Raw genomic sequence first — 12404 nt, 5'->3', positions numbered from 1 at the left:
AGGAGACGGTTTCTCCATGGCAGCGAACCGCCGCCCCACCCTGGCCGACGTCGCCCGCGAAGTCGGCGTCAGCGCCAAGACGGTCTCCCGAGTCCTCAACGAGGACGGGCCCGCCTCCGCGCAGACCAGGGAACAGGTACTGGCCGCAGTGGCCAAGCTCGGCTTCCAGCCGAACCTGATGGCCCGCAACATCCGCGTCGGCGGCCCGGACACCACCATCGGCCTGGTCATTCCCGACCTCGCCAACCCCTTCTTCGGAGCCGTGGCCCGCGCCATTGAGGACACCGTCCGCGACCGCGGACTGACCCTGCTCATGGGCTCCTCCGCGGACGACCCCGATCGCGAACGCGCCCTGACGGACAAGTTCCTCGCCCGGCGGGTCAGCATGCTGATCGTCGTTCCGTCCGTCGGCGCCGACCACTCCCACCTCAAGTCCCACCGCACGGCGGGACTGCCCGTCGTCTTCCTCGACCGCCCCGGAGCCGGCCTCGCCACGGACAGCATCGTCAGCTCCAACCGCGCCGGAGCCCACGACGGCGTCGCCCACCTCATCGCCCACGGCCACCGGCGCATCAGCTTCGTCGGCGACCTGCCCCCGAAGCTGTACACCCGCCGTGAACGTCTGGCCGGCTACCGCTCCGCGCTGCAGGAAGCCGACATCCCCTACGACCGCTCACTCGTCACCAACGCCCACGACCAGCAGGGCGCCGAGGCCGCGACCGCCCAACTCCTCGGCCTGGCCGATCCCCCCACTGCCCTGTTCGCCGGCAACAACATCATGGCGCTGGGCATCGTCGCCGAACTGGCCCGCAGCAAGCGCAAGGATGTCGCCGTCGTCGCCTTCGACGACGTATCGCTGGCCGAGGCACTCGAACCGGCCCTGACCGTCGTCGCCCAGGACGCGGAAGAACTCGGCAGAACAGCGGCGACCATGGCGCTGGCACGACTCGACGGCGACCGCTCCCGCGCCCGCACCATCACCGTTCCCACACGACTGATCGTCCGAGGCTCGGGGGAGCAACCCGTGTGAAGTTCCACCCTGGGCTTGGACAGCGGGTGTTTATGCTGCGGGAGTGAGGCCTTGCGTCGCCAGAGCTCTGGTCTCGAGTGGGGTGACGTAGCCGTACTCGGGGTGCTTGCGCAGGCGAGTGCGGTTGTACTCGACCTCGACGAAACGGAAGACGTCGGTGCGTGATGCACCCCTCCTTCAGCCCGCCGCGGGCAGCGGCCATCCGCAGAGCGTCGACGACGAGCTCGGCCCGGTGGTGGTCGGCCATCGCGTACCCGATCACCTCGCGTGTGGCCAGGTCAATGACCGTCGCGAGATACCACCAGCCGGCCAAGGTGGGCAGGTAGGTGATGTCGGACACCAGCTTCGTGCCAGGCTCGGCGGCGGTGAAGTCGCGGCCGACCAGGTCCGGCGACGGCGCCGCTTTGGTGTCGGCCTTCGTCAGACTGCGACGCCGACGTCGCGTGATCCCGCGGATGCCGCGCTCCCGCATGATCCGTTCGACCTTCTTCCGGCTGACCGGCCTGCCCCCGTGCCGCAGGACCGCGGTCACCCGCGGGGCACCGTAAGCGCCACGGGATTCGGCGTGGATCTGCCGGATCTCCCCGGCGAGCTCGTCTTCGCCCTCCTGTCGAATCTGGGCAGCCTCCCGGCCCGCAAGGTAGGCGTAGTAGGCCGAGCGGCCCACCTTCAGCAGCCGGCACGCTGTACCCGCCGGGATTGGCCTCACTCACCCTCTCCACGTCGATGAACCGGTAGCGCGCGGCTACTTCGTCCTCTGCTGCGCGAAGAAGGCCGTGGCTTTTCCCAGCACCTCGATCGTCTGCTCCTGCTCGCGGACCTTGCGCCGCAGCCTCGCGAGCTCCTCACGCTCCGCCGTCGTGAGCGCACCGGCCGGTCCCTCACCCCGGTCGATCTTCTCCTGCTTCACCCAGCCCCGCAGGCCCTCCGGACTCACGCCGAGATCCCGGGCGACCTCGGTCACCGTCTTGTCCGAGGACAGCGCCAGCGCGACCGCGTCCCGCTTGAACTCGGCCGTGTACCGCTTGCTCGTATTGCTCTTCTTGCTCACTACCTGGAACTGCTTCCTCCGGGACCTGTCGTCCCAGTATCAGGCTGTCCAGGCCGAGGGTGGAACTTCAGCATGCCGGACGGACGGCAGACAGTACGCTGAATCCAGCGGGATCGGGCCCGCGGCACAGTGTCCGGGAGGTGCTTCATGACGGCCGAGATGATGGCCCCGGCGTGGATGCATGAGCAGATCACGGCGGAGGAGTACGAGTCCTGGTCCGAGGAGCAGTGCGCCGGTATCGAGATCGTGGACGGGATGGTCGTCGTGAGTCCGAGCGCGTCCAAGCGGCACAACCGGCTGGCCCGGATGCTGGCGAACGCCCTGGATGCCGCCTCGGGCCCGGAGTGGAACGCCGACACGGACCTCGACGTCCGGCTTCAGGACGTCCCTCTCACCAATCGCCGCCCGGACGTCGTCGTGTACCGCGCAGACACGATCGACATCACCCCCACCCGCCCTGAGCACGTACTGCTGGTCGCGGAGGTGGTGTCGCCAGGCTCGGAGACCACCGACCGGATCGTGAAGGTCGACCAGTACGCCAAGGCAGGCATCGGCTTCTACTGGAGGATCGAGCAGGCCGCAACAGGCGTTCCTCTCGTGTACACCTACGTTCTCGACCCCGCGACGAAGACCTACCGGGACGGAGACGTGTTCACCGGCGTCCTCAAGGCAGCGGCCCCCTTCGCGGTGGAGATCGACCTCGGCCAGATCTGACCCACGCGCTGCTCAGCAGCCGACAGCGCGTGAGCGGCCGCGTGGAGTGGTCCTGCTCCGACGAGACGGCCTGCGCCGGCATCACCGCGTACCGCGTGGAGCGCTGGAACGCGACCGCCAGGACATACGAACCGGTCACCTCCGTCGCGGCGGCCCCGAACCGCCTGTACCACGCCTACGTGCCCATGGAGCTCGGCCAGACGTCGTACTTCCGGATCACCGGCGTCCGCACCGACGGCACACCGGCCGCCGTGGTCCACGCCTCGGCGGCCAGGGGGGCCTACGTGTGAGCCCCGGGAACCGTGCCGACGACTTCGCGACGGTGGCACGGGTATTGACCGAGGTGGATCAGCAGGATGTCTGCGGCGGACCCTGGGGGGGGGCGACGTCGGCGCTGCCGACGGTGAACCAGCCCGGCTCGTTCTTGAAGGTCCAGTCGTGCTCGTTGCTGGTGATGTGCCGGACGGTCCGCGCGGGGCCGCCGCTCATCCTCCCCTCGTTGCCGAGGGCGTGCCGGGTCACGCCGGGTATCCACAGATCGGACATCAGTGCTCCAGGGCATGCAGAAAGCCCCGGCCGGTTGGCGCGGGGCTGAAGGGGGGTTGGGTGCGGTTCGGGTCAGCAGGTGACCGTGAACCGCTGGAACTGGATCCGTTCGTACGGTCCGGTGGTGCCCGTTTCGTAGAGCACGCCGGCCGTGGTCCGGTCGAGCTTGGCGAGGTCGGAGTACGCGGCCGGACCCGGGGCGATGATCACCTGGGTGCGCCAGGTGCGGCCGCCGTCCGCGCTGCGGCGCACCGTCAGGTTCTGCCGCCGCGCAGGGTCCTGCGGGGCGGAGAACAGCAGCGGCTTGCAGCTGGTGCCGGTGTCCTGCAGCAGGGTGCCCTTGACGACCGGGGCGATGAGGGCGGGCATCGGCCGGAACGCGGCGGAGAAGGTGCTGCCGTTGGTCAGGCTGTAGGTGAAGGCGCGCGTGGTGGGGTCGGTGCCGCCTTCGTCGCGGGCGTTGAGGTAGAGCCGCCCGTCGGGCAGCTGCGCGGCGGTGGTCTCGTCGGGGTTGATGACACCGTCTGTGTGGTCGTCGACGGCGCCGATGCGCCACGTCTGGCCGTGGTCGTCGGACAGCAGCAGGTGCGAGCCGCGCAGCATGCCGGCACCGGTGTGGTTCGCGAGAACGACCAGCCGCCCGGAGGTGAGCGCGATGCCGTGGCCGGGCCCGGTGGCGTACCAGCGCCAGGAGGTCCGCTTGGTGGTGCTGGTGATCTCCCGGGGTGTGGTCCAGGTGACGCCGTTGTCGGAGCTGGTCTGCGCGTAGACGCGGCGCCCGTTGGCCGCGGAGACGGTTCCGGCCTGGATGTCCGCCTGGGAGACCTTGCCGGACTGGCGGGTGGTCAGCAGGACGATGCGGCCGGTGGCCGGGTCGGCGACCGGGGCGGGGTTGCCGACGGAGTCATTGCCGTTGTCGGCGATGCGCTTGAGCGGGCTCCAGGTGCAGCCGCCGTCGGTGGAGCGGCGGGAGACGATCTCGATATCGCCGGAGTCGGAGGACGAGTTCCGTCGTCCCTCGGCGAACGCCACGAGGACACCTCGGGAGTTGACCAGGGCGGGTATGCGGACGGTGTTGTAGCCGCTGGTGCCGGACGTGAAGGGCGTTGAAGCGATACAGCCTGGCGCCGCGCTGGCGTCGTGTGGCTGGACGGTGACGGCGAGCGCTGCGGTGAGTGTGGCTGCAGCGGTCGCCAGGACGGCAGTGGTGCGACGCATGTTTCCCCCGGTTGTGGCTGTTCCCCTGCGGGAGCATAGGCGTCTGCAGTGGCAGCGCGTCACATGAAGCGTTCAACGAGGCTGCGGGGGTGAGGGTGTTGGAGGCGCCCGCCGTGAACCACTGGGCGGTGATGACCAGGTCGTTGGCGGCGGCGGTGGCGGCGGCGGCGGTGGCGGTGTCGCGGGTGATGGGGCCGTCGCCGTAGAACATCTGCACTTCGCCCATCGGGCCGCCGGTGGTCCAGTTGCGCAGCTCGTGGAATTCCGCGAACCAGGTACCCGAGCCTCGAGCCGCCAGCGGTGAGGCACACGAGGTGCCCGCGGACGTGGAACTCCTTGTTGGAACTGGTCGCGGATCTCGGCGTCCATGGTGGCGGCGGCGCCCGCGACATGCGGGGTGGCCATGGAGGTGCCGTGGCAGGCCGGAGACTTCGGCCTCGACCTCTGCCTCTGCCTCTGCCTCTGCCTCTGCCTCTGCCTCTGCCTCTGCCTCTGCCTCTGCCGGATCGTCGGGGTCCTCCACGTGGCGGCGGCCCGCGCGTTCCGGACCGTGGTGTCCAGCCCTGCCGGTGGCGACGACCGCAGCGCCGCGTTCGTCGACAAGGAGGGCCTCGACACCGCCTGGAGCCGGTCGACCCCAACCGCGCGGGAGTGCTCGAAGCGGCCCACCACTTCGGTGTGCCGACGGGGTCGAGGGGCAGTGGTACCGGTGCCGTCCGGCGCGGCCCAGGCCGTCCTGGGGCTCAAGCCGGGCCGCGTCCACGTGCGAGGGAAGAGAGCGTCAGACCTTGAGAGTCACGTGGTGCTGTTCGTGCCCGGCAGCGCGGCCGTCGGGTGACTCGGCAGCGGTGCCAGGCCGGACATCAGAAGCTCGATCAGGGTCAGCAACAGGTCGCGGCTTGCCCGGCGCTGCCGGAGGTCGCCCATGACGACGGGGGTGTGCGGGTCGAGGTCGAGTGCCTCCCGGACCTCGGACTCGGTGCGGTCCTGGCGTCCGTCGAAGCAGTTGACGCCGACGACGAACGGGATACCGCGGCTCTCGAAGAAGTCGATCGACGCGAAACTGCTCTTCAGCCGCCGGGTGTCCACGAGGACGACGGCGCCGAGCGCCCCGTGCACCAGGTCGTTCCACATGAACCAGAAGCGTTCCTGGCCGGGTGTGCCGAAGAGGTACAGCACGAGTTGGGAGTTCACGGTGATCCGGCCGAAGTCCAGGGCCACCGTCGTGGTGGCCTTCTGGTCCACCCCGTCGATGTCGTCCACGCCGACGCCCGCGACGGTCAGATGCTCCTCGGTGTTCAGGGGCACGACCTCGCTCACGGCACCGACCATGGTGGTCTTGCCCACGCCGAATCCACCCGCGATGAGTATTTTCACCGCCGCCGGAGCCTGGGCCGAGGTGGAGTGGGTCATGTGTGTCCCGACCTGGTCGTCAGAGTCTGAGTAGGCCATCTTTCACCGCCTGAAGAAGTGTCATGTCCAGTCCCTGGCCCACCGCGACCGCCAGCGGTGCCCGGGCCGTCACCCTGCCGAGCGCGATCAGGTCGGAGACAAGGATCTTCGTCACCGCCACGGGCAGGTTCAGCCCGGCGGCGACCTCGGCGAGAGCCACCGGGGTGCGGCACTGCTCAAGGATCAGTCTGTGTTCGGGTTGCAGGCCACGGGGCGAGGCCTGCTCACCGGGGGCAGCAACCGTCGCGATCACGGTGATGAGGGTGAGGTCGTCCCGAGCCGAGGTCGTGCGCCCCTGGGTGATCGTGTACGGCCTGATGAAGCTCTGTTCCGCGTACTCGTCGTCCGGTGCCGCGTCCGCCCAGTGGCTCACCCACGCCCTCCCCCACTCTCGCCGTCGCTGGAGCGGCGGGACCCCGATCCCTCAGCGTCCTCCCGCACCACACGAACCTCGGTACCCAGGCGTTGCCCGACCTGCTGTACGAGGGTGTGCATCGCCACGGACATCACCTCGGCGTCCACCTCCTGGTCCGCCACGACCGCCAGGTGCGTGCCCCGGCCGGCGGAGCTGACGAAGAGCCAGAGTTCACGGAGCTCGATGATGACCTGGTGGACCGGTCCCCGCCGCCGAAGACATCACCGACTCCGCGAGCCAGGCTCTGCTGGCCGGTGGCGATGGCAGCCAGGCGTTCCGCGTCGACCCGGTCGATACTGCTGGACTGGCTGACCACCAGGCCGTCGTCGGACAGCACGATGGCGTTCCTGGTGCCCGGAACCTGGTCGACCAAGCGGTCGAGCAGCCAGTCGAGGTCGGAGTTGGTGGCAGTGGTTCGCAAAGTCATCGTCTGTCTTCCTTGCGGGCCCCGTCATGGCCCGGTGAGGGGTGAGTGGGCTGTTGATCGGAGTCGGACCCGAGCCGGGCTATCCGGGACTGGCGCTGGAAGGCGCCGATGGTGGCGCCGGAGCGGCGCGGCGCGATCCGGCGCGGCAACGGCTCCGTCTCCGACGTCTCGACGTGCGGCGCCTCGGCGTACGCACGGGGAGGATCGCGAAGTTCGGCGGCCAGACTGGCCTGTCGTACCCGGCGGGGCAGCGGTTCCGAACTCGTCGTGGGGGACACGGCGGTGGTGCGGGCCGGCGGTCTGGCCCAGGAGCCGATGAGCGGGCGGGTGAACGCCTCCTGATCACCGGAGTGCGGTTGCAGTTGCTGCTGGGGGTGGGGCTCCGGCCACAGATCTCGGGGATCGCCGTCCTGCCCCGAGCGGGGCGCGCCGATGATCGAGAGCTGGGCCGGGACAGCGCCGTCCGGTGGCTCCGAGGCCGGCCTCCCGTCGGAGATCAGCTCTGCCGGCACCAGTACGACCACCCGGGTACCGCCGAAGGAGGAGGGCCGCAGCTCCACGTTCAGCCCCAGGTTGGCGGACAGTCGCGCCACGACGTACAGGCCGAGGCGGGCGTCGTCGGCGCGGGACATCACGTCCATGCGGGGCGGGTCGGCCATCAGGCGGTTGGCCTCGGCGTACTGCTCGGGGTCCATGCCCATGCCCCGGTCCTCGATCTCGACCGCGACGCCACGGCCCACCCGGGTCGCGGACACCTCCACCGGAGTCGGCGGTTTGGAGAACGACACCGCGTTCTCCATCAGTTCGGCCAGTACGTGCACCATGGCGCCGACCGCGCGCTCGGACAGCCAGGTCTCGCCCTCGGTGTCGATCCGGATGCGCCGGTAGTCCTGCACCTCGCCCTGCGCGGCGCGCAGCACGTCCAGCAGCAGCACGGGATTGCGCCAGCGCCGCTGGGGCTGACCGCCACCGAGGATGACCAGGTTCTCCTCGTAGCGCCGCAGTCGGGCGGCCAGGTGGTCGACGTCGAAGAGCCCTTCCAGGATCTTGGGGTCCTCGTGCTGCCGCTGCATCTCGCCGAGACGTTTCATCTGCATGCCGATCAGCAACTGGGTGCGTCTGGCGATGCGCTGCAGCAGGCGCTCGAAGCCGCGGTACTGCTCGACCTGCCGCACGGCTGTCTCCAGCGCACTGCCGCGGGCCTCGTTGAGAGCCTGGCCGAGCATGCCCAGTTCGTCGTTGCCGTAACGGATCTCGGGCAGTTCGGCGTCCGTGTCGACCGTCTCGCCCTGCCGCAGCCGCTCCACCATGTCGGGCAGCCGGGTCTGCAGCTCCAGCGCCGCGGAGCGCAGCCCGAAGATACGGCGGCGCAGGACTCCGGTGAGCCGCAACGAGACCAGGAACACCAGCAGTACGGCCGCGCCGCCCACGACGCTGTTGACGATCAGGTCCGTCATCATGCCGCCGAGCTGGTCCTCGGTGGCGCCGACGAGGTACTCGGAGTAGGAGCCGCTTGCCTGCAGCAGCTGGGCTGTTATCGCCCCGTAGCTCTGCTGCCACTCCTTGCCCACCTGTGCGGATACCGGGGTCCGGCCGTCCTCGCCAGGGTTCTCGGCGGCCAGGACCGTCTGCTCGATCCGGGTCTTCTGCTTCCAGGCCGCGCCGGACAGGATGCCCTGGTACGTCTTGGCGGGCCCGCTCGGCAGCCGCGGTACGACCTTGTTGTCGTAGATGTGCTGCTGACTGCCGATCGCCTCGGCGAGCTGGGAGCGCTGCGCACTGGTGAAGTGGCCGCTCACCGTTGCCGCGGTGAAGACCGCGCTCTCGCGCGAGAGCATCTCCATGCCCCACACCGAGTCGATCAGCGGCTTGGCGAGGACGGTGACCTCGCCGAAGCCCACGTTGGTGAAGTCCTCGAACAGTTGCGCGTCCGACGCGATGACATCGGTGTAGCGGTCGAACGTCTGCTCCTGGGTGGCGTCCCGCTTGTCCACCGCGGCGCGGTACTCGGGCAGTCGGTCCAGGCCCCGGCCGACCTGCTGGTAACCCTTGGCGAGAGCGGCCGGCAGGGCGTCGGAGAGCGCTTCGAGCCCCTGGACGGAGCGGTCGGTGAGCGCACGCTGCTTCGCCAGTTTCGACTGGTAGGCCTTGGGGTCGGCGAGTGCCGCCGCGCTCAGTTGCCGCTCCGCCTGCAACTGGTAGAAGACGACGCCGATCGGCTGCCCGACCTGCTTGCCCGCTTCGTTGCGGTCGTGGACACTCTTCCAGTTGCCGTAGAGCTGAGCCGAGTTCATCGCCCACAGGGCGACCAGGGCGACGGTGGGAACCAGGGCCAGCACGAGCAGGGTCGTACGCAGCGACAACCCTCGCTCCAAAACCGTCTCCTGGCCGCCTTGCCGCCGTTCCACTTCTTGGCCTATCTGCCGTTTTGCCGCTCGCGAGTGAAGTGCCACAGAAGTCCCCGGCATGCTAGCGATGACGGACTGGTCCGAAATGGGGTCCGCGCGATGTCAGACGGAGCCTACTCATCACACAATTAATCTCAATAGTTTGATCATTCAAATTGATACCGATGCTTCGGGTGACAGTGTGTGAACGCACCGTGACGGGAGCGTCCAGGGGGCTCCCGCTCTCCTGAACTCTGCTCCGGTGACGTGCGGCCGGTCCCTGACTCGTCCGCGACCGAGGCCGCCCCGGCGACAGTTGGCACCTGCGGCGCGTGCTGGGCGGCAATCGCCTGGTCGAGGGCGGCGCGGAGCTTCTCGAACTCCGGCTGTTGCTGCTTCGTGACGGTGATCTGGCTGATGTGGAGTCGCTTCTCGCCCTTACCGACAGTGGCGCGGGCGAGGAACCCCTTGCGGGTGATAGTGACGTACTGGCCGTCGAACTGGACCTGCCCGCCGTGGCCTTTGACCTCGATCATGGTGATGCGCCCCCTTACTGGTGGAGGCAGCGTGGCATGAGGTGTCCGGTTCGGGGAGGGCAACGGCAAAGGCCCACTCAGTGTTGGGTCGTTTCTTTTATGGGGCGGCAATTCTTCATCAGTCGACGGCCTTCAAGTGGCCCAGGGCGTCTCCGAGGTCGAGTTCGGTGGCACCACGGGTCTGGAAGCCCTGCTTGAACAGCTCGGCCGTGCGCTGCTGCACTTTCTCGCCTCGGACGAGTTGCTGGAACAGCGCGGCGTCTGCGCGTACTTCGGCAGGGGCCGGCAGGCTGATGGCGTTGATTGCCGACTTGGCCGCGATCAGCGCGTCGCGGGGGAATCCGCTGATGCGCGTGGCGATGCCTGCTACGAACTCGTCCAGTTCGGCGTCAGGGACCGCGCGATTGACCCATCCATAGCGTTCGGCGAGGTCGGCGTCGAAGTCCGACGACGTCAGTACGGCTTCGAGTGCACGGCCCCGGCCCAGCAGGCGGGTGAGGTGCTGGATCGCGCCCGCACCGGGGGGTGCTCCGATTCCCACTTCGGGCTGGCCCAGGATGGCGTTCTCCCGGGAGGCGAAGCGCATGTCGCAGGCAAGGAGGAACTCACTGCCCGCGCCCCGGGCGCGGCCGCGCAGCTTGGCGATGGTGACAGCCGGGAGCCGGCTCAGCTTGCGGAACAGCATTCCCAGGGAGGCATCGCCGGGGCCTCCGGCCTTCGCTGCCTCAGCGGTGTACTCGGGGACTTTCGTCATGTCGACGTGCGGGAAGAAGAAGTCGGCGTCCGCACTGTCGAAGATCACCACGCGTGGGGCGGTCGGGTGGGACAGTTCGTCAAGCAGTGCGACCAGGTCCCGCACCACCTCGGGACCGATGAGGTTCATCGGCGGCGCGTTGAACGTGGCGGACAGGACGGAACCATCCAGCCTGGTCTTGATGGTTTCGTACGAGGCGGTCATCTCGGTCTTCCTGTCATCGCTCAGCCCCGTCCTTCTCGTGGACGCCCGATCGCTCAGGGCTTGACAGCCAGCCTTTCGCCCGGTTTTGCCATGCTATGTCACCCCTCACCGGTGGGCTCCCTGAGCGGTCCGGGCCGAGCCGGAATCGAACACCTGCCCGACATGTGCCTGGCAGGTCGGTAAGGGTTCAGGGCGCGGGTTCGATTCCCGTCACCCGTTCCAAGGACGCAGGCCCAGGCCCGATTCGCGGAGCCTCAGCGCGGTACGACCTCGCCCGCGTGGACGGCACGCATGGCCCGCTCGACGGTCTCCTGGTTCTCGCCGACCGGAGCCACGTAGCCGATGACGTCGCGCGCGGCGTCCTGCCCGAGCATGCGGGTGATCACCCACGTGGCGAGATACTGGGACGCCAGGCAACCGCCCGCCGTGGCGATGTTCCCCTCGGCGTGGAACGGCGCGTCCAGCACGGTGACGTTGCGGGCTTCCACAAAGGGGCGGCTCTTCATGTCCGTGCAGGCCGGCATGTCGTCCAGCAACCCGAGCCGGGCGAGCACCAGCGCGCCGGAGCACTGCGCACCGATCAACTGTCGCGAAGGGTCGAGCGGCAGCCTGGAGATCAGCCGGTCGTCGGCGACCACCTCGCGCGCCTTCACCCCGCTGCCGATCAGCACGACGTCGGCTTCGGTCACGAACTCCATCGGGCGCTGTCCGGTTACCTCGACGCCGTTCATGGACGTGACCACCGGGGTCGGGGTCGTGATGAAGGCCTCCAAGCCGTCCTTTCGGCACCGGTTGATCAGCGCGGAGGCGATGAAGCTGTCGAGCTCGTTGAATCCGTCAAAGGTGACCACGGCTACCTGCATGGCATCTCCTCAAAGCGCGGCACTGGAGTGCAGTCTCTCAGGGCGCTGTGCCCAGGTCGCAGGCCAATCGGCAATCGGTGGCTCGTCTGTCAGTGCGCAGTTGCCGAAGTCGCGCCTGGACCGGTTGAAGGCCGAGACGGAGGGGTCGAGGCAAACGAGACCAGCTTCACCCTCGGCCTTACCGAACCGGCGACGATACGGTCCACGCCCCGTGCCAGAACCGTGCCGGAGCGTGCGGGGAACCACGCCGAGCAAGGGGCGGAGCTCGTACATGCGCGAGGTGACGCAGACGGAGGTCCCCAAGTGGCGGCGCCTCCTACCAGGCCGACGCAGCGCAATCGGGCGGTTGCTGCACAAGATGAAGCCGGACCTCAACATCCCAAGGCCAATGGGGCGACGGGGCACTGACTCGGGGAACTCAACCGTGCCGGCGCCGCCGCCACCGAAGCCAACTCGTGCTCAGGAACGTGACGGCGACGACGGACAGAACGACGGCGCCCACAATCGCCGTCGCGGCCGCTGAGATCACGACAATGGCCCACCAAGGCGGATCACCTTGCATACGCACCCCCACTGATCGTCTCCCACGACGCCAGGAAACAAGGGGGCGGTTCCCAGCAGCCGGTCTTGACGACCTGCTCGGCGGTGCGGGTGAAGTGGCCCACGAGGTCTCCGTAGCACCAGTGGCGACAGCATCTTGCCGCCCTGCAGTACATCGGCAGCATGCTCCAGCCTGCCCAAGGCCGTGCGTCCAGCAGTCGCGGTGACCGTACGCCGGCTCTCAACCTGAGCACGATCGAGCAGGTC

Annotated in this window: 14 protein-coding genes; 3 read left to right on the top strand and 11 right to left on the bottom strand. The window is 68.7% G+C overall.

The genetic code is table 11. The features are described from left to right. The first annotated feature begins 16 nt into the window (after positions 1-16). A complete protein-coding gene (locus RV986_RS30445) occupies positions 17-1030 on the top strand; it encodes a LacI family DNA-binding transcriptional regulator (protein WP_475920455.1) in 1014 nt (337 codons plus the stop codon). Here RV986_RS30445 and RV986_RS30440 read toward each other — a convergent pair. Together RV986_RS30440 and RV986_RS30435 are read right to left on the bottom strand one after the other, a co-directional pair. Continuing rightward, the gene (locus RV986_RS30440) at positions 978-1739 is read right to left on the bottom strand and encodes an IS3 family transposase (protein WP_475920454.1); all 762 of its coding nucleotides are present in this window, start codon (positions 1737-1739) and stop codon (positions 978-980) included. The two genes, RV986_RS30445 and RV986_RS30440, sit on opposite strands and share 53 nt — an antisense overlap. Positions 1740-1775: 36 nt before the next feature. Then, the gene (locus RV986_RS30435; RefSeq protein WP_475920453.1) at positions 1776-2081 is read right to left on the bottom strand and encodes a transposase; all 306 of its coding nucleotides are present in this window, start codon (positions 2079-2081) and stop codon (positions 1776-1778) included. A 147-nt stretch (positions 2082-2228) separates the two neighbouring features. Between RV986_RS30435 and RV986_RS30430 the strand changes: the two genes are divergently transcribed. Both RV986_RS30430 and RV986_RS30425 read left to right on the top strand, forming a co-directional pair. Beyond that, positions 2229-2795, top strand: a complete 567-nt coding sequence (locus RV986_RS30430; RefSeq protein WP_475920452.1) for a Uma2 family endonuclease — start codon at positions 2229-2231, stop codon at positions 2793-2795. A 29-nt stretch (positions 2796-2824) separates the two neighbouring features. Continuing rightward, a complete protein-coding gene (locus RV986_RS30425) occupies positions 2825-3085 on the top strand; it encodes a hypothetical protein (protein ID WP_475920451.1) in 261 nt (86 codons plus the stop codon). Between the two features lie 58 nt (positions 3086-3143). Here RV986_RS30425 and RV986_RS30420 read toward each other — a convergent pair whose 3' ends face one another. From RV986_RS30420 to RV986_RS30380, 9 genes are all read right to left on the bottom strand, one after another. Further along, positions 3144-3341, bottom strand: coding sequence for a hypothetical protein (locus tag RV986_RS30420; protein WP_475920450.1), 198 nt, complete (start codon positions 3339-3341; stop codon positions 3144-3146). A 72-nt stretch (positions 3342-3413) separates the two neighbouring features. Next, complete coding sequence (locus RV986_RS30415; protein WP_475920449.1) at positions 3414-4559, bottom strand: sialidase family protein; 1146 nt, start codon at positions 4557-4559, stop codon at positions 3414-3416. 795 nt (positions 4560-5354) lie between these two features. Then, a complete protein-coding gene (locus RV986_RS30410; protein ID WP_475920448.1) occupies positions 5355-5972 on the bottom strand; it encodes a GTP-binding protein in 618 nt (205 codons plus the stop codon). A 19-nt stretch (positions 5973-5991) separates the two neighbouring features. Further along, positions 5992-6384: a DUF742 domain-containing protein gene (locus RV986_RS30405; RefSeq protein ID WP_475920447.1), complete on the bottom strand. Its 393-nt coding sequence runs from the start codon at positions 6382-6384 to the stop codon at positions 5992-5994. A gap of 133 nt (positions 6385-6517) precedes the next feature. Beyond that, the gene (locus tag RV986_RS30400; RefSeq protein WP_475920446.1) at positions 6518-6853 is read right to left on the bottom strand and encodes a roadblock/LC7 domain-containing protein; all 336 of its coding nucleotides are present in this window, start codon (positions 6851-6853) and stop codon (positions 6518-6520) included. Further along, positions 6850-9228, bottom strand: a complete 2379-nt coding sequence (locus RV986_RS30395; RefSeq protein WP_475920445.1) for a sensor histidine kinase — start codon at positions 9226-9228, stop codon at positions 6850-6852. The genes RV986_RS30400 and RV986_RS30395 overlap by 4 nt, the downstream gene beginning before the upstream one ends. A 179-nt stretch (positions 9229-9407) precedes the next feature. Continuing rightward, positions 9408-9776: a hypothetical protein gene (locus RV986_RS30390; RefSeq protein WP_475920444.1), complete on the bottom strand. Its 369-nt coding sequence runs from the start codon at positions 9774-9776 to the stop codon at positions 9408-9410. A gap of 118 nt (positions 9777-9894) precedes the next feature. After that, positions 9895-10734 (bottom strand): enoyl-CoA hydratase/isomerase family protein, encoded by an 840-nt coding sequence (locus tag RV986_RS30385; RefSeq protein ID WP_475920443.1) that lies wholly within the window; start codon positions 10732-10734, stop codon positions 9895-9897. A 254-nt stretch (positions 10735-10988) separates the two neighbouring features. After that, complete coding sequence (locus RV986_RS30380; RefSeq protein ID WP_475920442.1) at positions 10989-11597, bottom strand: DJ-1/PfpI family protein; 609 nt, start codon at positions 11595-11597, stop codon at positions 10989-10991. Positions 11598-12404 lie beyond the last annotated feature (807 nt).

This window comes from Streptomyces sp. RLA012 (assembly GCF_056270325.1).
This window is presented reverse-complemented; position numbering and strand designations above follow the sequence as displayed.

Bases quoted from the DNA above. Each gene is read 5' to 3' on its own strand.
- RV986_RS30410 (WP_475920448.1), bottom strand. From the start codon at position 5,972: ATGACCCACTCCACCTCGGCCCAGGCTCCGGCGGCGGTGAAAATACTC.
- RV986_RS30390 (WP_475920444.1), bottom strand. From the start codon at position 9,776: ATGATCGAGGTCAAAGGCCACGGCGGGCAGGTCCAGTTCGACGGCCAG.
- RV986_RS30400 (WP_475920446.1), bottom strand. From the start codon at position 6,853: ATGACTTTGCGAACCACTGCCACCAACTCCGACCTCGACTGGCTGCTC.
- RV986_RS30445 (WP_475920455.1), top strand. From the start codon at position 17: ATGGCAGCGAACCGCCGCCCCACCCTGGCCGACGTCGCCCGCGAAGTC.
- RV986_RS30420 (WP_475920450.1), bottom strand. From the start codon at position 3,341: ATGTCCGATCTGTGGATACCCGGCGTGACCCGGCACGCCCTCGGCAAC.
- RV986_RS30380 (WP_475920442.1), bottom strand. From the start codon at position 11,597: ATGCAGGTAGCCGTGGTCACCTTTGACGGATTCAACGAGCTCGACAGC.
- RV986_RS30430 (WP_475920452.1), top strand. From the start codon at position 2,229: ATGACGGCCGAGATGATGGCCCCGGCGTGGATGCATGAGCAGATCACG.
- RV986_RS30415 (WP_475920449.1), bottom strand. From the start codon at position 4,559: ATGCGTCGCACCACTGCCGTCCTGGCGACCGCTGCAGCCACACTCACC.
- RV986_RS30385 (WP_475920443.1), bottom strand. From the start codon at position 10,734: ATGACCGCCTCGTACGAAACCATCAAGACCAGGCTGGATGGTTCCGTC.